18 protein-coding genes are annotated in these 22,370 nt (G+C 55.3%); 7 read left to right on the top strand and 11 right to left on the bottom strand.

All coding sequences use genetic code 11. The annotated features are described in order from the left end of the window. Positions 1-26: 26 nt before the first annotated feature. The 3 genes from FD428_RS01770 to ppiA form a co-directional block, all read right to left on the bottom strand. Positions 27-629, bottom strand: a complete 603-nt coding sequence (locus FD428_RS01770; protein WP_047460753.1) for a putative adenosine monophosphate-protein transferase Fic — start codon at positions 627-629, stop codon at positions 27-29. After that, positions 619-786 (bottom strand): YhfG family protein, encoded by a 168-nt coding sequence (locus FD428_RS01765; protein WP_012135470.1) that lies wholly within the window; start codon positions 784-786, stop codon positions 619-621. Before FD428_RS01765 ends, FD428_RS01770 begins: the two co-directional genes overlap by 11 nt. Before the next feature lie 106 nt (positions 787-892). After that, positions 893-1,465: a peptidylprolyl isomerase A gene (gene ppiA / locus FD428_RS01760; RefSeq protein WP_012135471.1), complete on the bottom strand. Its 573-nt coding sequence runs from the start codon at positions 1,463-1,465 to the stop codon at positions 893-895. A 280-nt stretch (positions 1,466-1,745) separates the two neighbouring features. On the opposite strand from ppiA, the gene tsgA reads away from it, so the two are divergent. The 7 genes from tsgA (at position 1,746) to FD428_RS01725 (ending at position 14,747) form a co-directional block, all read left to right on the top strand. Continuing rightward, positions 1,746-2,927 (top strand): MFS transporter TsgA, encoded by a 1,182-nt coding sequence (gene tsgA, locus FD428_RS01755; protein ID WP_114848052.1) that lies wholly within the window; start codon positions 1,746-1,748, stop codon positions 2,925-2,927. Positions 2,928-3,281: 354 nt separating this feature from the next. Further along, positions 3,282-5,825, top strand: coding sequence for an NADPH-nitrite reductase large subunit (gene nirB / locus FD428_RS01750; protein ID WP_112001459.1), 2,544 nt, complete (start codon positions 3,282-3,284; stop codon positions 5,823-5,825). Beyond that, the gene (gene nirD, locus FD428_RS01745) at positions 5,822-6,148 is read left to right on the top strand and encodes a nitrite reductase small subunit NirD (RefSeq protein ID WP_012135476.1); all 327 of its coding nucleotides are present in this window, start codon (positions 5,822-5,824) and stop codon (positions 6,146-6,148) included. The genes nirB and nirD overlap by 4 nt, the downstream gene beginning before the upstream one ends. Positions 6,149-6,316: 168 nt before the next feature. After that, entirely contained in the window at positions 6,317-7,126 is an 810-nt protein-coding gene (gene nirC, locus FD428_RS01740; RefSeq protein WP_012135477.1) for a nitrite transporter NirC, read from the top strand. An 11-nt stretch (positions 7,127-7,137) separates the two neighbouring features. Continuing rightward, complete coding sequence (cysG, locus tag FD428_RS01735) at positions 7,138-8,511, top strand: siroheme synthase CysG (protein ID WP_101744207.1); 1,374 nt, start codon at positions 7,138-7,140, stop codon at positions 8,509-8,511. Positions 8,512-8,838: 327 nt separating this feature from the next. After that, a complete protein-coding gene (locus FD428_RS01730) occupies positions 8,839-14,367 on the top strand; it encodes an autotransporter outer membrane beta-barrel domain-containing protein (RefSeq protein ID WP_114848151.1) in 5,529 nt (1,842 codons plus the stop codon). Between the two features lie 209 nt (positions 14,368-14,576). Beyond that, on the top strand, positions 14,577-14,747 hold the full coding sequence (locus FD428_RS01725; protein WP_112001458.1) for a YhfL family protein: 171 nt from the start codon (positions 14,577-14,579) through the stop codon (positions 14,745-14,747). Between the two features lie 159 nt (positions 14,748-14,906). Here FD428_RS01725 and FD428_RS01720 read toward each other — a convergent pair whose 3' ends face one another. From FD428_RS01720 to yhfZ, 8 genes are all read right to left on the bottom strand, one after another. Next, positions 14,907-15,989 (bottom strand): PLP-dependent transferase, encoded by a 1,083-nt coding sequence (locus FD428_RS01720; RefSeq protein WP_114848053.1) that lies wholly within the window; start codon positions 15,987-15,989, stop codon positions 14,907-14,909. 12 nt (positions 15,990-16,001) lie between these two features. Further along, positions 16,002-17,306 carry a YhfT family protein gene (locus tag FD428_RS01715; RefSeq protein WP_024131010.1) on the bottom strand — a complete coding sequence of 435 codons (1,305 nt, stop codon included), beginning with the start codon at positions 17,304-17,306 and terminating at the stop codon, positions 16,002-16,004. An 11-nt stretch (positions 17,307-17,317) separates the two neighbouring features. After that, entirely contained in the window at positions 17,318-17,671 is a 354-nt protein-coding gene (locus tag FD428_RS01710; protein WP_047460736.1) for a DUF2620 domain-containing protein, read from the bottom strand. Positions 17,672-17,681: 10 nt separating this feature from the next. After that, on the bottom strand, positions 17,682-18,560 hold the full coding sequence (locus FD428_RS01705) for a phosphotriesterase-related protein (RefSeq protein ID WP_012135485.1): 879 nt from the start codon (positions 18,558-18,560) through the stop codon (positions 17,682-17,684). Further along, positions 18,557-19,783, bottom strand: coding sequence for a phosphopentomutase (locus tag FD428_RS01700; RefSeq protein ID WP_114848054.1), 1,227 nt, complete (start codon positions 19,781-19,783; stop codon positions 18,557-18,559). The genes FD428_RS01705 and FD428_RS01700 overlap by 4 nt, the downstream gene beginning before the upstream one ends. Further along, positions 19,783-20,946, bottom strand: coding sequence for a YhfX family PLP-dependent enzyme (locus tag FD428_RS01695; protein ID WP_114848055.1), 1,164 nt, complete (start codon positions 20,944-20,946; stop codon positions 19,783-19,785). Before FD428_RS01695 ends, FD428_RS01700 begins: the two co-directional genes overlap by 1 nt. An 84-nt stretch (positions 20,947-21,030) precedes the next feature. Continuing rightward, positions 21,031-21,393, bottom strand: coding sequence for a hypothetical protein (locus FD428_RS01690; protein ID WP_049011738.1), 363 nt, complete (start codon positions 21,391-21,393; stop codon positions 21,031-21,033). 20 nt (positions 21,394-21,413) lie between these two features. Beyond that, the gene (yhfZ, locus tag FD428_RS01685; RefSeq protein ID WP_024131011.1) at positions 21,414-22,319 is read right to left on the bottom strand and encodes a GntR family transcriptional regulator YhfZ; all 906 of its coding nucleotides are present in this window, start codon (positions 22,317-22,319) and stop codon (positions 21,414-21,416) included. Between the last annotated feature and the right edge of the window lie 51 nt (positions 22,320-22,370).

The raw sequence follows: 22,370 nt of genomic DNA, 5'->3' as shown, positions 1-22,370 counted from the left end.
CTCCGGTACGTAAGAACCGCGCTATTCTACTCAGTTTCCTGGGCTTCGCTTACCCCTTTACGAAATATTGCCTGTAATCCCGACAGGTCGCCCATTGCGCCGCTCTGGTTCGCCTGGCTCCATTCGGCCACCTGAATGCCGCTCCAGCTCAGGATATAACCGGCGTGGAGCGCCAGTTGCTCAAAGAAGATGCGCTGCGCCAGTCCGCTGCCGATGCGAAAAGGATGCAGCACATTAATTTCACAGTAGTAGTGCGCCAGACGATCGGCGAATTTCTCTTTCGTCAGCCCGACCAGATACCCCTCTTCTTCCAGATCCTGCATCAGGGCGTTGCCCTCTTTTTCGATGTAGGCAAAATGGCAAAAACGGGTATCTCCCTGATATATATCGACCTCGCGCAGTTGTCCGGCCCAGTCAAAAACATCCTGATACAGCTGACGATGAATGGCGCGCAGGTGGGGCAGTCCGCGCACCAGGGGGCCAGCTTCAATCGTCGCGGCACGCAGTGCGGTCAGTTCATACGCCGCCTGCTCCAGACGCTGAACCTGCCGGATGCCTAAGCGGTTACGCATGATATTCAGGCCGGGATACAGATAGGGGTCGCGTCCATCACCAAACTTATCGCTCATAGTGCCTCCTTAATTCTGCCAGGCGCACCAGTGCTTCTTCGGCGGTCAGGGTAACTAACGGGATGTCCACCCCTTCCAGACGTCGACTCTCCTGGAAATTGATATTTCGTCGTTGTTCCCAGAGGCGAGACTTTTGTTTATCGGTGAGTTTTTTCACGAGACCTCCCTGAATGTGCCTGCACTTGCCACAAGTATAAGCAGCAAATTCAGGTTACGCAGAGGTCAGGAATCGCGCGGGCATTGCTGGCCCGCGCAGAATGCCATTACGGCAGGACTTTGGCGGAAAGGATAACTATCGGTTTTGAAGGAACATTTTGGTAAGGGCCGACATCGTGCGTCTGCACCTGGGAGATTTTGTCAGCGACATCCATCCCTTTCACAACTTTACCAAATACGGCGTAGCCAAAATCGCGCTGGCCGTGATCCAGGAAGGCGTTGTCGGCAACGTTGATAAAGAACTGGCTGGTTGCGCTGTCTTTATCTGCGGTACGCGCCATCGCAATGGTGCCACGGGTGTTGCGCAGCCCGTTGTCCGCTTCGTTTTTGATCGGCGGGTTAGGTTTCTTTTGCTGCATCTGCTCGTTAAAACCGCCGCCCTGCACCATAAAGCCGGGGATCACACGGTGGAACGTGGTGTTGTTATAGAAACCGCTGTTGACATAATCGACAAAGTTTTGCACTGAAACTGGCGCTTTCTGGCTATTCAGTTCCAGTTCAATATTTCCGGCGGAGGTCGTCAGCAGAACATGTGGGTCACCTTTCGCTGCCAACGCTACAGGAGAGAGAGCAGAAAGAGCGAGAACAGCTGCAACAGCCGCCAGAGTCGATTTGAGCATGAGATTTCCTTAACGAGAGCAGTAACAAAAGCAAGTAGATTGATTCTAAAGAGCCTTCAAGGAGCAGGCCAGCCCTTTACCTAATTTTACGTATCTGAAACAAATGTAACCTTACGATTTTGTTGTGCTTTTCGGCATATTAATGTGATCACCGTCACGTTAAAAAATGTAACGCTTACAGTAATTGCCAATAAACATTTAAATATATCACTAAAACGCCTAAAATCTGCCCGCTCACGGCGCTGTCAACGCGCTTTACACCTCTATACACAGGCCAGTCATGACTAACAGCAATCGCATCAAGCTCACATGGATTAGCTTTCTCTCCTACGCCCTGACAGGCGCGTTGGTAATTGTCACCGGGATGGTGATGGGAAACATTGCAGAGTACTTCAACCTGCCCGTTTCCAGTATGAGTAACACATTCACCTTTCTTAACGCCGGTATCCTGATCTCTATTTTCCTGAATGCCTGGCTGATGGAAATTATCCCGCTGAAAACGCAGCTGCGTTTTGGCTTTGTGTTGATGGTGCTGGCCGTGGCCGGGCTGATGCTCAGCCATAGCCTGACGCTTTTCTCTGCGGCAATGTTTGTACTGGGTCTGGTGAGCGGTATCACCATGTCGATCGGTACTTTCCTGATCACCCAGATGTATGAAGGCCGTCAGCGTGGTTCTCGCCTGCTGTTCACCGACTCCTTCTTCAGTATGGCCGGGATGATCTTCCCGATGGTCGCCGCTTACCTGCTGGCGCGCAGCATTGAGTGGTACTGGGTATACGCCTGCATCGGTCTGGTCTACGTGGCGATTTTCATCCTGACCTTCGGCTGCGAATTTCCGGCGCTGGGTAAACACGCGCCGAAAACGGAAACGCCGGTGGTAAAAGAGAAATGGGGCATTGGCGTCCTGTTCCTGTCCATCGCCGCGCTGTGCTACATCCTCGGTCAGTTAGGTTTCATCTCCTGGGTGCCGGAATACGCCAAAGGTCTGGGCATGAGCCTGAACGACGCCGGTACGCTGGTCAGCGATTTCTGGATGTCGTACATGTTCGGCATGTGGGCCTTCAGCTTCATTCTGCGCTTCTTTGATCTGCAACGTATCCTGACGGTACTGGCGGGTCTGGCGACGGTGCTGATGTACCTGTTCATTAAGGCCCAGCCGGAGCATATGGCGTGGTTTATTCTGACGCTCGGCTTCTTCTCCAGCGCCATTTACACCTCAATCATTACGCTGGGTTCGCAGCAAACCAAAGTGCCGTCGCCGAAGCTGGTTAACTTTGTGCTGACCTGCGGCACCATTGGCACCATGCTGACCTTCGTGGTGACAGGCCCAATCGTGGCGCACAGCGGCCCGCAGGCCGCGTTGCTCACCGCAAACGGTCTGTATGCCGTAGTGTTTGTGATGTGCTTTATCCTCGGGTTTGTTACCCGTCATCGCCAGCATAACGTGCCAGCAGCGCACTGATGATGATTTGCCCGGTGGCGCAAGCTTACCGGGCCTACGCATGACTTGTAGGCCGGATAAGGCGTCAGCCGCCATCCGGCTTTTTAATCCTGCTTTTTCGCGCAATTCCCCCCTCCTCCTGACGGCGTAGACCTCGCATTCTTTAGAGGTAGACCTTCTTACGCTAATAACCCCTCATTTTGTACGTTATTTGCACAACAACGAAATGTCTGACAATTCCGTGACTTATAAAAATGCTGACAAATCAGCAATATACCTCTTAAGGAGTATATAAGGCCGAATTTGATTTACATCAATAAGCGGGGTTGCTGAATCGTTAAGGTAGGCAGTAATAGAAAAGAAATCGAGGCAAAAATGAGCAAAGTCAGACTCGCTATTATCGGTAATGGTATGGTCGGCCATCGCTTTATTGAGGACCTTCTTGATAAATCCGACGCTGCCAATTTTGACATTACCGTGTTCTGTGAAGAACCCCGCAAAGCATACGACCGTGTCCACCTGTCTTCCTACTTCTCCCACCACACCGCTGAAGAGCTGTCTCTGGTGCGTGAAGGCTTTTATGAGAAGCACGGCGTTAACGTTCTGGTCGGCGAACGCGCTATTACGATCAACCGTCAGGAGAAGGTCATCCACTCCAGCGCGGGTCGTACGGTTTATTACGATAAACTGATCATGGCGACCGGTTCCTACCCGTGGATCCCGCCAATTAAAGGTTCCGAAACCCAGGACTGCTTTGTTTACCGTACCATTGAAGATCTCAACGCCATTGAAGCCTGCGCCCGTCGCAGCAAACGCGGCGCGGTGGTCGGCGGCGGCCTGCTGGGTCTGGAAGCCGCTGGCGCGCTGAAAAACTTAGGCGTCGAAACCCACGTTATCGAATTTGCCCCCATGCTGATGGCAGAACAGCTGGATCAGATGGGCGGTGAGCAGCTACGCCGTAAAATCGAAAGCATGGGCGTGCGCGTACACACCAGCAAAAACACCAAAGAGATCGTTCAGGAGGGCACCGAAGCGCGTAAAACCATGCGTTTTGCCGACGGTAGCGAGCTGGAAGTCGATTTCATCGTTTTCTCTACCGGTATCCGCCCGCGTGACAAACTGGCCACCCAGTGCGGCCTGGACGTCGCTCAGCGCGGCGGTATCGTGATTAACGACGCCTGCCAGACGTCTGACCCGGATATCTACGCGATTGGCGAATGCGCCAGCTGGAACAACCGCGTGTACGGTCTGGTCGCGCCTGGCTACAAAATGGCGCAGGTTGCCGTTGACCACATCCTCGAAACTGAAAACGCGTTTGAAGGCGCAGACCTCAGCGCCAAGCTGAAACTGCTGGGCGTGGACGTCGGCGGCATTGGCGATGCGCATGGCCGCACGCCAGGAGCGCGTAGTTACGTTTACCTCGACGAAAGCAAAGAGGTCTACAAACGCCTCATCGTCAGCGAAGACAACAAAACCCTGCTCGGCGCGGTGCTGGTGGGCGATACCAGCGATTACGGCAACCTGCTGCAACTGGTGCTGAACGCGATTGAACTACCGGAAAACCCGGACTCGCTGATCCTGCCGGCACATTCTGGCAGCGGTAAGCCTTCCATTGGCGTTGATAAACTGCCGGACAGCGCGCAAATCTGTTCCTGCTTTGACGTCACCAAAGGGATGCTGGTCGCCGCCATCAACAAAGGCTGCCACACCGTTGCGGCGCTGAAAGCGGAAACCAAAGCCGGTACTGGCTGCGGCGGCTGTATTCCGCTGGTTACTCAGGTTCTGAACGCCGAACTGGCGAAACAGGGTATTGAGGTGAACAACAACCTGTGTGAGCACTTTGCGTACTCGCGCCAGGAACTGTTCCACCTCATCCGCGTGGAAGGCATTAAAACCTTTGAAGAACTGCTGGCGAAACACGGTAAAGGCTACGGCTGCGAAGTGTGTAAACCGACCGTCGGTTCTCTGCTGGCCTCCTGCTGGAACGAATACATTCTGAAGCCGCAGCACACCCCGCTACAGGATACCAACGACAACTTCCTGGCGAACATCCAGAAAGACGGCACCTACTCCGTGATCCCGCGTTCTGCGGGCGGCGAAATCACGCCGGAAGGTCTGGTGGCCGTAGGTCGCATCGCGCGTGAGTTTAACCTGTACACCAAAATTACCGGTTCTCAGCGTATCGGTCTGTTCGGCGCGCAGAAAGACGATCTGCCGGAAATCTGGCGTCAGCTGATTGAAGCGGGCTTCGAAACCGGTCACGCGTATGCCAAAGCGCTGCGTATGGCGAAAACCTGCGTGGGCAGCACCTGGTGCCGCTATGGCGTGGGCGATAGCGTCGGCTTCGGCGTCGAGCTGGAAAACCGCTACAAAGGCATCCGTACCCCGCACAAAATGAAATTTGGCGTCTCCGGCTGTACCCGTGAATGTGCGGAAGCCCAGGGTAAAGACGTGGGGATTATCGCCACGGAAAAAGGCTGGAACCTGTACGTCTGCGGCAACGGCGGGATGAAACCGCGTCATGCGGACCTGCTGGCGGCGGATATCGACCGCGAAACGCTGGTTAAATACCTCGACCGCTTCATGATGTTCTACATCCGTACCGCCGACAAACTGACCCGTACCGCACCGTGGTTAGATAACCTGGAAGGCGGTATCGACTACCTGAAGTCGGTCATCATCGACGACAAACTGGGCCTGAACGCACATCTGGAAGAAGAGATGACCCGCCTGCGTGAAGCGGTGGTGTGCGAGTGGACGGAGACCGTAAATACACCGTCTGCGCAGGTTCGTTTCAGACACTTTATCAACAGCGATAAGCGCGACCCGAATGTTCAGGTGGTGCCTGAGCGTGAACAGCATCGTCCGGCAACGCCGTACGAGCGCATTCCGGTAACTCTGGTGGAGGAAAACGCATGAGCCAGTGGAAAAACATCTGCAAAATCGATGACATTCTGCCGGAAACCGGCGTCTGCGCGCTGTTAGGCGAAAAGCAGGTCGCCATTTTCCGTCCATATCACAGTGACCAGGTGTTCGCGATCAGCAACATCGACCCGTTTTTTGAGTCCAGCGTGCTGTCGCGCGGATTGATTGCCGAGCATCAGGGCGAACTGTGGGTTGCCAGCCCGCTGAAAAAACAGCGTTTCCGTCTGAGCGACGGTCTGTGCATGGAAGATGAAAGCCATTCCGTCGCGCACTACGAAGCTCGCGTGAAAGACGGCGTGGTGCAACTGCGCGGTTGATGAATTTGGGGAGGTGCAACGCCTCCCTTTTTGACGTCTTTGTAGGCCTGATAAGCGCAGCGCCATCAGGCAAAACACACCGCCGGATGGCGGCATAAATGCCTTATCCGACCTACGGTTTTACGATTTCTTTTTTAATTTTATTGTTTTTACTTCAAGGATAATCAAATGTTTACAGACACTATTAACAAGTGTGCGGCTAACGCTGCGCGCATTGCACGCCTGTCGGCAAATAATCCGCTCGGTTTCTGGGTGAGTTCCGCAATGGCCGGCGCCTACGTCGGTCTCGGCATCATTCTTATTTTCACTCTCGGCAATCTGCTTGACCCTTCCGTTCGCCCGCTGGTGATGGGCGCTACCTTCGGCATCGCCTTAACGCTGGTGATCATCGCCGGTTCTGAACTCTTTACCGGCCACACCATGTTCCTGACGCTCGGCGTAAAAGCAGGCACCATCAGCCACGGTCAGATGTGGGCGATTCTGCCGCAAACCTGGCTGGGCAACCTGGTGGGCTCCGTGTTCGTCGCGCTGCTGTATAGCTGGGGCGGCGGCAGTCTGCTGCCGGTCGATACCAGCATCGTTCACACGGTTGCGCTGGCGAAAACCACCGCGCCCGCCACGGTACTGTTCTTTAAAGGCGCGCTGTGCAACTGGCTGGTTTGCCTGGCGATCTGGATGGCGATTCGTACCGAAGGCGCGGCGAAATTCCTCGCTATCTGGTGGTGTCTGCTGGCGTTCATCGCGTCCGGCTACGAGCACTCCGTCGCCAACATGACGCTGTTCGCCCTCTCCTGGTTCGGCCATCACGGCGACGCCTACACGCTGGCGGGAATTGGTCATAACCTGCTGTGGGTGACTCTCGGCAATACTTTGTCCGGTGTCGTATTCATGGGATTAGGTTATTGGTATGCTACGCCAAAAGCGGAGCGTCCGGCTCCGGCAAAAATCAATCAAACTGAAGCTACTGCCAATAATTAAGAGGTAATGTCGTGGACCATTTGCCTATATTTTGTCAATTACGCAATCGTGACTGTCTGCTCGTCGGCGGTGGCGATGTCGCAGAACGCAAAGCGCGGTTACTGCTGGAAGCAGGCGCTCGATTAACGGTCAACGCGCTGGCGTTTATTCCGCAGTTCACCGTATGGGCAAATGAAGGCATGTTGACGTTGGTTGAAGGGGCATTCGAAGAATCCCTGCTCGACGGATGCTGGCTGGCAATCGCCGCGACCGATGATGACGCCGTGAACCAGCAGGTGAGCGAAGCCGCTGAATCACGCCGCATTTTCTGCAACGTGGTCGATGCGCCAAAAGCCGCCAGTTTCATCATGCCCTCCATTATCGACCGTTCGCCGCTGATGGTGGCGGTCTCCTCCGGCGGCACCTCGCCCGTTCTCGCACGCTTGCTGCGCGAGAAACTGGAGTCCTTGCTGCCCCAGCACCTCGGCCAGGTCGCGCATTACGCCGGCCAGCTCCGCGCGCGGGTGAAAAAGCAGTTCGCCACAATGGGCGAGCGCCGTCGCTTCTGGGAAAAACTGTTCATCAACGACAGGCTCGCGCAGTCGCTGGCGAATGCCGATGCGAAAGCGGTGTCGGAGATCACCGAGCAGATGCTGAGCGAACCGCTGGATCACCGTGGTGAAGTGGTGCTGGTGGGCGCGGGCCCTGGCGACGCCGGGCTGCTGACGCTGAAAGGGTTACAACAGATCCAACAGGCGGATGTGGTGGTGTATGACCGTCTGGTCTCCGACGATATTATGAATCTGGTACGCCGCGACGCTGACCGCGTGTTCGTTGGCAAACGCGCGGGCTATCACTGCGTTCCGCAGGAAGAGATTAACCAGATCCTGCTGCGAGAAGCGCAGAAAGGCAAACGCGTGGTGCGTCTGAAAGGCGGCGATCCGTTTATCTTCGGTCGCGGCGGCGAAGAGTTGGAAACGCTGTGCCACGCCGGTATTCCGTTCTCGGTTGTTCCCGGTATTACCGCGGCCTCCGGGTGCTCGGCTTATTCCGGCGTTCCGCTGACTCACCGCGACTACGCGCAAAGCGTGCGTCTGGTCACCGGGCACCTGAAAACGGGCGGCGAGCTGGACTGGGAAAACCTGGCGGCGGAGAAACAAACGCTGGTGTTCTATATGGGGCTGAATCAGGCGGCAACCATTCAGGAGAAGCTGATCGCGTTTGGTATGCAGGCCGATATGCCTGTGGCGCTGGTTGAAAACGGTACGGCCGTCAAGCAGCGCGTGGTCAGCGGCGTTCTTGCGCAATTAGGCGAGCTGGCGAAACAGGTCGAAAGCCCGGCGCTGATTATTGTCGGTCGGGTGGTCGCGTTACGCGATAAGCTAAACTGGTTCTCAAACCATTAATAAATATAGATGCCCTATATCAGGGCATCTTTTTTTTAACACTTTAACGATCATTCATTCTTACATTACACTTTAAATAAGCTAAATCCATTCATTGCGTAAATATAAAAAAGAATAACGCCATAAAATACCGCACAAAACAGCCATTATCTCTTTTTTATTCGCCAAATAAATTCACCGCACAAATATCGACAGAATAAAGGCTGGATTGACGCCCCCTGGGTAGTCAGTGGCAAAATAGCGCCATTCATTAATTTTGCAAATAAAGGTTGTCTGTCAGGGCCGCCTTATATTTCTTATTTTATTTACAGGATGGCAACTATGTTTATGCAAAGGAAAAAACTCCTTGCAGTGGGTATTGCGATTGCACTGCAAACATATTACTGCCCGGCGATAGCGGCAGAGAATACAGAAGATGAGAAAGAATGTCCGGTAAATATTTCGTCGTTATCTCAGGCGGAACGCAATAAGTTACCAGCGAAATGTCTGACGGCAGAAGCCGGGCAGGATAACCATTGGGCATGGGTCGCCAGCGGCGTAGCGGCTCTGGCGGCGGGCATCGCCATTGGCAATCACAGCGACGGCGATTCTCACCACCATTCAACAACGCCAGTCCCGCCAGACGACGGGGGCGACGTTACCCCAACGCCGCCGGATGACGGCGGAGATGTCACCCCAACGCCTCCCGATGATGACGGCGACGTCACACCGCCCGATGATGGCGGTGATACGCCAGTACCGCCTGACGACACATCTGTGACGACCTTCAGCAATCAGGTGACGCTGGATAAAGGCACAGACACCCTGCACTTCGACGACATCAAACTGGATAACGGCGAGCACCTCGGCGAAGCCACGCTCAGTTATTCCGAACAAGACGCGCAGTGGCAGTTAACCACCCAGGACGGCAAAACGCTGGCGATTTCCGGCTGGAACGTTACCGACAGCAACGCGGCCGTGATTGAAGGCGCTCAGGCCAACGGCTTTTACTGGAAGTACGACAGTCGGGGCTATCTGATCCTCGCGGATAACAATACTCAGGTTGTCACCGGAGACGGCAAGACGCACACCACCGATCGCGAACTGGATATCGGCGGGAAAAATCGTACCGGCGTCATTATCTCGGGCGATAACACCCGTAATACGCTGAACGGGGATTCCACCGTGACCAATGGCGCAGTTGGCCTGGTTATTAGCGGCGACGGCACCACTAACGCTATCTCAGGCAAAAGTACGGTAGATGGCGCTACCGGGGCGTTAATTTCCGGCAATGGCACCTCAACCTCGCTCTCCGGCGATATCACCATCAGCGGCGGCGGTACGGGCATCGTTATCGATGGTGATAACACCCTCATTGATAATGCGGGGACTTCCAGCATTAGCGGCGCAGGTTCTACCGGTTCCATCATTAACGGCAATAACATTCGCCTCATCAACGAAGGGGAATTAAACGTTTCTGACGGCGGCACCGGGGCCAAAATCACCGGTGACGATGCTATCGTCGATAACAAAGGCCATTCGACAACCCGCGGTGCCGGCTCTACGGGGTTGTACATTGAGGGTGATAATGCGCTGGTGATTAATGAAGGTAATCAGCTCATCGCCGATGGCGCGACGGGCGTGCGCATTGATGGCGACAACGCCCGCGTACTCAATACCGGTAATATGGCCGTCGACGGCGCTGGCTCAACGATCGCCACCATTACGGGCAATAACGCTGACATGACGCAGAATGGCGACCTGCTGGTTATGAATGGCGCGACGGGCCTGACCATCAACGGCGAAGAAAGCGAACTCATAAACAGCGGCACCACCACCGTGCGTAACGACGGCTCAGTGGGCTTCGTTGTTGCCGGTACACAAAACACCTTCAACAACAAAGGTAATATCAACACCAGCCTTAACGGTACGGGAACGCTGATCAGCGGTACTGAATCGCAGGTCAGTCTGACGGGCGATATTAACGTGACTGCGGCTCAGGACAGCAGCGGCGTATTTCGTGGGGCAACCGGTCTTAACGTCTCTGGCGACACAAATACGACAACCATTCTGGGTAATGTGAACATCGAGGCTGGTTACGCGCAAGACGCTCAAATTAAAAGCGATGAGCAGTTACAAGGCATTACCGTCAACGGCAATCAAAATACGGTCAATCTGGATGGCGCGATGAATATCCATCTTGACAGTTCTGATGTCAGCTCTGGGTATGCGAGCGTTACCGGCCTCAATATCAGCGGCAGCGGTAACGCCGTGAATGTCGCCGGTGGTATAAACATCGACTTTTCCCAAAACGAAGCGTCTATTGGCTCTGAAGCTATCGGTATCAATATTGATGGTGACAACACGTTAACGCTAAGCGGTAAATCTACCGTGGATATGACCACTATCACAGGTGGCCAGGCCACGCTGGCAAACGTTAATAATGGCGGCTCTCTGCTCATTACCGATGACGCCACGATTGAAGTGAACGCCGACTATCTGAACTTAAATTACTCCACCGGAAGTAATGCCCTGCTGTCAGCTCATGGCCAGGGCTCGACAATTGAAAATCAGGGCGATATTACCACCCACGGAACAGTCAACGTTCTCCTTGCCGATAAGGGAGCGGAAGCAAGCAACAGTGGCAATATTCTCATCTACGGAAGCAGTGGCGATACGGGAGATGACCGTTCTGCCATCACCCGTGCAAATGGCGAAGATACGGTCGTACACAACAAAGCAGGGGCCGATATCACCCTCTTTTCTAACCAAACGCCAGAGTTCATTAACGGTATCAATATCTACCCGGAAAGATGGTATACCCACACGCTTTACGCCATGCTGGCGACCCAGGGCGGCAGCGTCGTTAATGATAAAGGAGCGACCGTCCATTTACAGGGCGCGGGAGCATATGGCGTCAGTGCCAGTGTAGGGACGGCGTTAAACGAAGGCGATATTTATCTGGACGGTTTTATCCCGACGCTGGACGATGAAAACAATATCATCAGCACAGACTACTGGCAGCCGACATATCTCTATTTGACCAGCTCGGCAATGGTTGCCGGTTCCTCAGACATCGGCTACGGTGACGCCACGGCCATCAACACCGGCACCATCACCGTCAACAACGCCGGGTTCGGTATGATGGCGCTCAGCGGCGGCACGGCCGTTAACCAGGGTACTATTACGCTGACCGCTGATGAAGGTGTGACCGGCGAGGAAAACCAACTGGTGGGGATGGCCGCATTAAACGGCGGCACCGTCGTGAACGACACCACCGGCACCATCAATATTGATGCCGACTACGGTCAGGCGTTCCTTAGCGACAGCAACAGCTACATCATCAATAACGGCGCCATCAACCTGAACGGCAGCCCGATGGACGAAAACGACCCACATATGGGTTCCATACCAACCGACAAAATCTGGATACGGTCGCTGCCCGGCAGCGGCGACAGCGATAGCCAAACGTCAGAAGCGGGCTTTTTCACCACCGGAGCGCTGGCGAATTACGGCAATGAAACGCTGAACGGCGATCTCGATGTTAGCGGCTGGCTGTACAACGAAGCAGGCGCCACGCTGACCGTCAACGGCGATATGGCGATTAATAACGCTGGCAATATGGAAAACCACGGGACGATGCATGCCGATACGATCACCACGTATCACAGCCTGTTCAACCGCGCAGACGGCAGCCTGACCACTGACCTCCTGACGCTTAATGGCGATATCACCCTGTTCAACGAGGGCAGCTTTACCGGCTCAATTGCAGGAACCTCTTACGCCCAGGAAGTCGTCAATACCGGCAATATGACGGTGGCGGAAGATGGCAAATCGCTCATCAACGGCAGCTTTGCGTTTTATAACCAGGAAGGCGCAACGCTTACCAACAGCGGCAGCGCGGTAGAAGGCGGCGAAAACACCATCATCAACATGACGCGTACCAGCAGTTCCATCGCTCAGGTGAACAGCGGCACCATTACCGCCACCAACGGTTACAGCGCCATCACCACCGCGAATGCCAGCAACTCCCCGATGTGGATCTGGAACACGGAAACCGGCGTGATTAATGGTATTAACCCGGACGCCCCCCTGATCAACCTCAGCCGTGGCTATAGCTTTGGCAACGAAGGGACCATTAACGTCCAGGGCGACAATGCCGTGGCGATCAGCGGCGGCACCAGCAGTTATATCATCGACCTGGTCAACAGCGGCACCATCAACGTCGGCACCGAACAGGGGCAAATAGACGGAACCAACGGCACCGGACTTATCGGCATCAAAGGCAACGGCAACGCCACCACCATCAACAACACCGCCGATGGCGTGATCAACGTGTACGCGAATGACTCTTACGCGTTTGGCGGCCAGAGCAAAACCATCATCAATAATGGCGAAGTGAATCTGCTGTGCGACACCGGCTGCGGCATCTACGCCCCTGGCACTACGGGTACGCAGGACGATCACAACGGTACGGCGGATATCGTGATCCCGGATGCGATTGTCGCGCCGACGCAGGGTGATATTCCAGCGCCTCCGGCCGATCCGAACGCGCCGCAGATGTTAAGCAACTACATTGTGGGCACCAATGCCGACGGCAGTTCCGGTACGCTGAAAGCGAATAACCTGATGATTGGCGACGACGTGAAGGTGAATACCGGCTTTACCGCAGGTACGGCAGAGACCACCGTCGTGGTCGATAACGCCTTTACCGGCAGTAATATCCAGGGCGCGGACAATATCACCTCCACCAGCGTGGTGTGGAACGCCCAGGGCAGCACCGACGGCGACGGCAACGTTGACATCACCATGACCAAAAACGCCTATGCGGATGTGGCGACGGAGAGTTCCGTCAACGACGTCGCACAGGCGCTGGACGCCGGGTATACCAACAATGAGCTGTACAACAGCCTGAACGTTGGCACGACCGCAGAGCTGAACAACGCCCTGAAGCAGGTCAGCGGCAGCCAGGCGAACACCGTCTTTCGCGAAGCCCGCGTACTCAGCAATCGCTTTACGATGCTGGCGGACGCCGCGCCGCAGGTGAAAGACGGTCTGGCGTTCAACGTGATGGCGAAAGGCGATCCGCGTGCCGAACTGGGTAACGACACCCAGTACGACATGCTGGCGCTGCGCCAGACGCTGGATCTGACCGCCAGCCAGAACCTGACGCTGGAATACGGTATTGCCCGTCTGGACGGCGACGGTTCGCAGAAAGCGGGCGACAACGGCGTGACCGGCGGCTACAGCCAGTTCTTCGGCCTGAAACACAGCATGACCTTTAATGAGGGTCTGGCCTGGAACAACAGCCTGCGTTATGACGTGCATAACCTCGACAGCAGCCGCTCTGTCGCCTATGGCGACGTCAATAAAGTGGCGGATTCCGACGCCCGTCAGCAGTACATGGAATTCCGCAGCGAAGGGGCAAAAACCTTTAACCTGATGGACGATGCGCTGAAAATCACGCCGTATGCGGGCGTTAAGCTGCGTCATACACTGGAAGAAGGTTACAAAGAGCGCAGCGCCGGGGACTTCAACCTGTCGATGAACAGCGGCAGCGAAACGGCCGTAGATTCCGTGCTTGGCCTGAAAATGGACTACGCCGGGGAAAACGGCTGGAGCGCAAGCGCCACTCTGGAAGGCGGCCCGAACCTGAGCTACACGAAAAGCCAGCGTAGCGCCACGCTGGCGGGTGCAAGCGACCAGCGCTTTAGCGTTGACGACGGCCAGAAAGGCGGCGGTCTGAACGGTCTGGCAACGATGGGCGTGAAGTACAGCGCCCAAGACAGCAGCCTGCATCTTGACGCTTATCAGTGGAAAGAGGATGGCATCAGCGATAAAGGCTTTATGCTGAACTTTAAGAAAACATTCCGTTAATTAAATAAACGCCACGGCCTGGAGAATATACATCCTCTCCAGGCCGTTTTTTATTATGCTGAATCTACGCAAAGCATATTACCCGCAGAATAAGAAGTCCTTATCTGGACTACCTCGCTCCCTTATTAATTGATATGGTAACGTCCGCAAAATGGATTTTTCCATTTATCTCATACAATTAAAATTGTTTTATTTACAAGGATTTTGTCATGTTTAAAATTGCAAAGATTGCCATTGTGGCAGGGATGCTGGCTACGCTCACCGCGTGTACGGGTCATATCGAAAACAAAAAGAATGATTGCAGTTACGATTATTTACTTCACCCGGCAATTTCTATTTCAAAAATTATTGGTGGTTGCGGCCCGGCCGCGGATCAATAATCGAAACCGTTGTCGCACGATACAAAAAAACCGGGGATTCCCCGGTTTTTTCATGTGTATCATTGTAGGCCTGATAAGCGTAGCGCCATCAGGCTTCCGTGCGCGCATACATGCCGGATGGCGGCGCAAGCGCCTTATCCGGCCTACGGTGCTGTGCCATCAGGCACACAGGCTTTCCCGCAAAATACGTAACACCGTTTCTTCGCCGCTGCGGTTGGGATTAATACGAATCGCATAACGCGCCAGACCCGGACGGGCCGCACGAAACGTACCGGAAAGGCGATAAAACAATGGCGGGATTTCATACTTGGACTCCGCGCCTACCGGGTAAGGCAACGCCCCGCGCTTTTGCGCCTCCTCCAGCACCTTTTCGGCAACGGGCTGGTGGAACTCCACAATCAACACTTTCGATTGCGCATTCGCAATCACCGCCTGCTTCACTTCCGGCACGGTTCCACTGTTTAACAAGGCGAGTAAACGTTCCGTCACCCCTGCCTGCACAGCGTGCATCACTGGCGCGAAAACCAGACCACGAAGCACCGCCAGCGCCTGCGCGCCCTGAATCTGGCTGCCGCCGGAATACATCGTCGCACGTATTCTGGCGATGGCTTCCGCCTCCCCCACCACCGCGCCGGTGCCTTCAGGCCCGAAGAGTTTAAAACAGGAAAACGTGGACAGCGTGGCCCCACATTCACAACCAATACGCGCCACTTTCATCACCGCATAATTATCGTCGGTCAGCGTGGGGACGCCGCATCGCGCAAGCTCCGCCAGCACCCCGGCCAGAGAATAGCAATCCTGCGGTTGCTGACGCGTATGTTGCACCAGCGCCGCATGGAGCCGATGCTCTGCGATAACCTGCGTTATCGTCGCCAGATCGTTGAAATCCGCTCTGACAAGCACAATCCCCATCTGCTCGACGATCCCCTGCGTTGTGGGATAAACCGGCGCATCATGCACCAGAAGGCGTTGCCCCGGTTTCAGCAGCGCGGCCAGCCCGGCCCGAATCGCGCCGGTTCCCGCGCCCTGCACCAGCACCGCGTCCTCAGCATGAAACGCCTCCGCCAGCACTTTTTCCACTTGCCGGGTGGTTCCCGGCTGGTTAAGCCCCGGACTTAACCCCAGATCGCCACCCTTTAAAAAATCCGCGCCTGGGAAATAACGACACACCGTGTCCACCAGCGCAAACTGCTTCTGCTGCGCCTCGGCGAGCGTCAGGCTTTGCAGGGGGAAGGTTTTCATTTAGACGCCTCCTCAGGCCGGAATAAACAGACCGAACCAGTAGAGAATATTCAACAAGATACCGGTAATCATCACGGCCACGACCGGCGCGGCCATCTTCTGCACCGGGCGCCCCAGCGACTCGTTGAGGAAGTAGATAGCAATCGCAATCGAGAAGCCGGTATAACCCGCCATCTTGATCGCCGCAAAAATAGAGCCGATCAGTAGCGCGGTTTCCATCAGCATATTCATCGCGTTACGGATATTGTCCGACGCATTGCGCACCGACGGGTAGCGTCCAAGCCACTTCCCAATTGAGCGCAACAGCAGCACTTCCGCAGAAATCACAACCGCCCCCAGGATGGCGGCAATCCACGGATTCGGCGCCAGATAGCCCACGGAATACACAAAGGTAAAACCGGCCACCGCATACACGCCCGTCGCCAGCGCCGTTGTGGCGATCATCGGCACAAAGCCAAGCCCGCGCATGAACTCCGCCAGCGCCGCCTGATGAAGCAAAGTCTGCGACTCTTCAGGCGTAACGCCAGCAGAATAGGCTTTCTCAAGGGTAAAGATCGACACCTCGCTGCCGGCAAAAATATTCATACTGGCGACCGCCGCAATCAACGCACCGACGATCGCGATATACGGTAAGTTTTTAATAATGCGGGAGGTGCGCTCCTCAAAGACGGATAACCCACTGGTATCCATCTCCTCATCGCCACGGTGGCGCAGGTCGTGCGTAATCGCAATCGCCAACAGCATCACCATGCCGATAAAAATCTCAATCGATTCCGGGTTCAGATGCGGGAAGTAGCGCACCACCAGGACACGCGCCATCAGCACCACAACCGCAGCGATAAGACTGTGTTTCCAGCCGAATTGATAAAAAATCGCCACCAGCGGGAACAGCGCAAAACCGGCGACAACCGGGGAACTCAGCTCGCCAAGGCTCCCCAGCACGTCAACCGGCAAGGCGGTAAGCAGATGGTTCACCGGCAGCAGACAGGTCAGAATCAGCACACCCCAGGCGGCGCCAAGCCCAAACGCCAACAGGCTATTGATCGCCAGTACGCCAAGAATATCGGTAGGTAAAAACAGCAGCCAGGCGTTAAGCAGCCCCGTTTTGAGGGTAAATGAGATCCCCACCGACGCCACAAAACCGATACTCAAACCAAACGCGATACTCCCCGCCTCCCGGCGGTTCATATAGCCTTCGATCAGTTGCGGTAAGATCGGGCGAATCCCGTCATGGAAAACGGCGGCTGAGCGATGCGCCAGTAGCGACGTCATCCCCGTCAGGCAGGCCACCACCAGAATCTGAATATACAGCTCCATAAGCATGCCTTTTATTTCAAGTGGTTAACCAGCATGGGAATCGCATGCTCAACATGTTCGACAGAGAGGCCAAACGCCACTTTCCCTTCCGCGACCATCTTTGCGATATGCTCGTCTTTCGCTTTAATACCCGGCTTAGCGATGGTGCAGCTTTTGTTGTAGCCAATCACCGCAATCGCTATCGACAACGCCGCGCCAGCGCCGGTATTACACGCGCCGATGTAATAATCCAGTTGCCCGGACTTTACTTTCATCGCCGCGTCCATATCGTTGTGAATGGACACGTCAAAGCAGCCGGGCGCCACGGTCTCGATGGTTTTTTTAATCTGCTCACGCTGTAAGCCAGCAACACCAATCTTTTTCATCTTTCTGTCCTTATTGGAAAAATTGTGAGGGGTTATCACGCAACATCGTGTCCACATCGGCCTGACTGAATCCTGACTGGCGCAGCTGTGGGATAAAGGTGGTTAACAGGTAGTCGTAGCCATTGCCGCCATTGGCTTTTAGATGGGAGCGGCGGGTAATATCCATCGAAAGCATCACGCGGTTGAGCAAACCGCGCTGGCGCAGCGCATTCAGCATGTCGATGCGCTTTTCATCCGGGTAGTAGTTGTTTTTGCCGATGGTGTCGAACTGCACGTACGCGCCGAGATCGATCATCTGCAAAATGCCGTCGAGGTTATCTTTCAGATCGCAATGACCAATCACCACGCGGGAGAGATCGACGCCCTGCGCCTGCAACAAGGCCAGTTGCTCCAGCCCCATCGTACTGAACGAGGTATGGGTGGAAATGGGGCGTCCGGTTTCATTGTGGGCGCGCGCAGCGGCGATAAACACCTTCTCTTCCAGCGGCGTAATCACCCCTTCACTGGAGCCGATTTCCGCAATAATTCCGGCTTTCAGCGTCGTGTTATCAATACCGATGACAATTTCATCGATCATCTCCTGCGCAAGCTGTTCCACGCTGCGGGTCGCGACATGCTCAGGGAAAAATGCGTCCTGGTAGTAACCCGTACAGGCCACCACGTTTATCCCGCTATCCCGCATCAAATCGAGCATGAATTGCGGGTTGCGCCCCATATAGCGGTTAGTCATTTCAATGATGTTGCGCACGCCCAACGCCCGCAGATCTTTCATCTCCTGACAAATGAGATCGTACTGATCTAACCGGCAGTCGAGGTTATTTTTGAACCCGGAGAGATCGATGTGCAGATGCTCATGGGCCCAGGTGTAGCCTGACGTATCAAAATTCATACGGCGTCTCCTGTGAGCTGTAATGACGAAAAGAAAGAGGTGCCATTTTGTGGCGCGGGCGCGCCAAAGAACTCACAGACCGTCGCGCCCACATCCGACAGCGTGGCGCGAAGGCCCAACTGAACAGGCTTCAGCCCCTGCCGGTAGACCAGAATCGGCACTCTTTCACGGGTATGGTGACTGTGACCTATCGTTGGATCGTTGCCGTGGTCGGCCATCACCAGCAGACAATCATCGGGTGTCATCTCGCTTGTCAGCCGCGCAAGATTACGGTCAACCACCTGCAAACGTTCCGCATAACGTGCGACATCCTGGGCGTGCCCCGCCAGATCGGTTTCCTGGATGTTGGTGCAGATAAACGCGTGCCGGGCGGCACTGAATTCATCACGCGTGATATCCATGATGCGCTGGCTGTCCACCAGGTTTTGCCAGCTACGTCCGTGAGGATTCGCCACGATATCCGCCACTTTGCCGATCAGCACGGTCGGCACGCCAACCTCATGCAGTTTTTGCGGCGCCTGAACCCGCTCATCCACGCCATAACCCATATGAACAACCTGAAAACCGCTCTCATATGCGCCGGATCGCGGCGCATTGATGCCAATAAAACGCCCCTCTTTCGTTTCTGCGGCGTCCAGAATCCGCTGGCTGTCGTGAAGCGTGCCGCCGAATGCAATGACGCGCCCCACCTGCGCGTGTTCACGCACAATGCGGCCAATCTTCAGCACCTCGTCAAAGGCGATGGCGGAAAGGTTGGCGGTAATGTTGTAAACCTGCCCTAAATCCGCTTCGAGGTTATCGCCTATCGCCACTGATTCATTGACCCACAGAAACGCCAGTTCGCCGCCACGTCGCTCCACCTGCCAGCCCGCCGCCTTCAGCGCCAGCTCAACGCGATCAATCACCTCGCTAAACGGCATACGCAGCGGCGCCTGCGGACGCGTGCCTAAAATCTCCTGATGCCCCATGAAGGTATCCCCTCCTTCATGCTGCAATTCCGCGATCCCCCACGCTGCTGATGCCGAGGGAGCCATAACGCCTGGCGCATAGCCCAGCGCGTTAATCAGCCCCAGCTTCTCCAGCGTCGGCAGATGTAGCTGCGGGAGCTGACGCAGAATATGTCCGCAGGTATTCGCCCCGACATCCTGCGGACGAACCTCCGCCACATCCTTCATTGCGCCGACGCCGAAGCTATCAATCACCAGCACCACAAAACGAGCCATTACGCCTCCAGTACGTTTCCGAGACTGTCATAACGGGCGACGATTTCCGCCGCGCCGCGCTGAATGCCAGACACCAGCACCACATCACTGCGCGTCACAAAAATTTGGGTACGAAAACAGAGCACCACGGCGCTGCTCACCGGAAACGTCCCTGCAAGCGGCAGGTAGTAGTCGATACTGCTGTCATCGACGGGTTCCAGCGTCGTCTTCGCGGGAACGTCGTTTTCCGGCGTAAAAACGAGCGCGTTGCGCGCATGTCCCCGGCGGTAATAGCCGCCGCCATAGCAGTAGCTGTTGCCACGAAAATGGTGCGAAATTTCACTCAGCCAGAGCATCGCAATGCGTTCAGGCTGATCGCCTTGCTGATTCGACGGAATGGTGCCGGTCAGCGCATGGCCCGGTTCGGCATGGGTGACGCCATACCGCGCCAACAGCGGCAAAGACGCGCAGCTGGTTGCAGAGGGCGCATTAAGCTGCTCAATGGCAATCTCCCGCTCTTCCAGTTGCTGCCTCGCCTTGACCAAGGAATGCAGATTGGGCGTCGGCCTGGTCTCACCTGATGCGTCATCCCACAGCAGGCAGGGGAAATGCGTTAACCCCGTGATATGGAGCCCCGGCAGACGGCGAATGTCATTCACCGCGTCATCAAGGCGCGCCAGCGGGAAGCCGCTCTCCTGCCCCGGATAAAGAAAATCCTGCTCGCCGTAAATCTTCAGCATTACCGCCTGCACGCGCCCGGCCTTCACCGCCGCCGCCGACACTTCACGCGCCTTCTCCAGCGAAAAGAGCGTAATAATGTCCGTCCCTTGCTCCACCGCTTCGCCAATCTGTCGGGAGGGGATCTGCACTAAATGCCCCTGATGCGCCACCGGCAATCCGGCGCGACGCATGACCCTGGCCTCTTTGTAATCCACCGTGACAATTCCGGCATATCCCAGCGCCAGCAGCTTTTCCGCCAGCCAGGGATTGCGCCCAAGCTGTTTTGTCATCAGATACAGCGTGATGCCGTATTGATGAGCCGTATCAACCAGGCGCTTCCCGTTTTCCAGCACCTGATCAACATCAATCACCCAGCTGTCCGGGACGATCCTTCCCTGCTGCCAGAGTCGGATCGCGGCGGTAATCAGCGCCGGATTCTGGCGTTTCAATGCGTGTATAAACATCTTTGTGCCTCGGTTTCTAATCCCTGAATTAAATATTCATTTTTTTGAATATTTAAGGTGTGGTACGTTGATGTACGGTGTTCCTCACGACGCTTCGTGCGCCGCCATCCACAGCCCATATAGATTTGCCAACAAATAACCTTCCTCATTGGCATGAAGCGAAACCGTAAACTCCGCCAGCAGCGCCTGGTGCGCCAACAAAATCGCGGGCCAGTGGGGAGATTGCGTCAGTTCCGCCAGCAGCTCGCGATCCAGCGCGTCAATCACCTCTCCCCGGCGACTGCGCATTAACGCGCTGGCCATGTGGGTTATCGCCATCGTTCCCTGCTCGGTATGCACCGGCAGCTTCCACTCCTCGTCCAGTCGTCTGACGACCTGCAACATGCCGCGGCAAATATCTTCATCGATAACCCCTGCGTCACACAGCAGGCTGAGTCTGTTTTCCATTTACAATGCCTTTGATTAACTTAGTAACTGGGTTCCTGTTCACCGCTGACCACACGTTGCTGATGGGCGAGCAGCGCCTGTTTGTCCACCACGGCGCGCAGCAGTTGCTGCATCGGGTAATCGTCCGACCGGGTCAGCACCACGGCTTCGGTGGCCTGCAAGAATCGAGGATCGCGGGTGAGCGGCGTCGCTTCTAACCCCAGCAATGCCAGCTCCGCTTCCGCCACCACATTCCAGATCACCGCATCCACATCGCCTTTCACAATGCGCTGAAGGCTTTCGTGATAAGAGAGGTCTATCAGCTCCACATCACTTTTGCCGAAACAAGCTTCAGTCATGATTTTCTGATCTGCCGAACGGTTATCCAGCCCCACTCGCTTCACCCGGTCGGATTCGCCTTTACGGCAGATCAACTGGTGCTCGCCGACATAGGTGTGTGGCCCCAGTTCCAGCGCGATGCGCAACCCATTTTGTGCCAGGTAGCTCTCTGCGGCCAGACGCGACACCACGGCCATGTCGTAGACGCCATTCAGCAGGCACTCAACCCGGATATCCGCCCCACGCATGTGCGCGTAATAAAATGGAATCCCTTCAAACTGCGCTTTCAGCCCGCTCGCCAGCCCTTCATACAGACGGGTGTACGGCAGCGGCATCGCGCAAACAACGTTGCTGATGTCCACATGCGACAGCAACGTTTTGTTATCCATCTCCACCAGGAAGCTGCCGTTGCGCCCACGACGCTCAATACGGATCGCCCCGGAGGACTCCAGCGTTTTTAATGCGGCCTGCGTTAACCCCACCGATGAGTGGCATTCATTAGCCAGTTCATCTATCGTTTTCAAACGGTTACCGCATTTCTCACCAAGCAGGTAGCGGGCCAGGGTCGTCAGCACGACCCCCTCTTTTTTGATAAATGTTCGACGCATCATAAATTTTCAGTAAAGTGAATATTTATATATTCATTAAAATGAAGATAT

Origin of the sequence: Citrobacter sp. TBCP-5362 (genome assembly GCF_005406305.1) — a bacterium.
Classification (GTDB): Bacteria; Pseudomonadota; Gammaproteobacteria; order Enterobacterales; family Enterobacteriaceae; genus Citrobacter_B; species Citrobacter_B koseri.
This window is presented reverse-complemented; position numbering and strand designations above follow the sequence as displayed.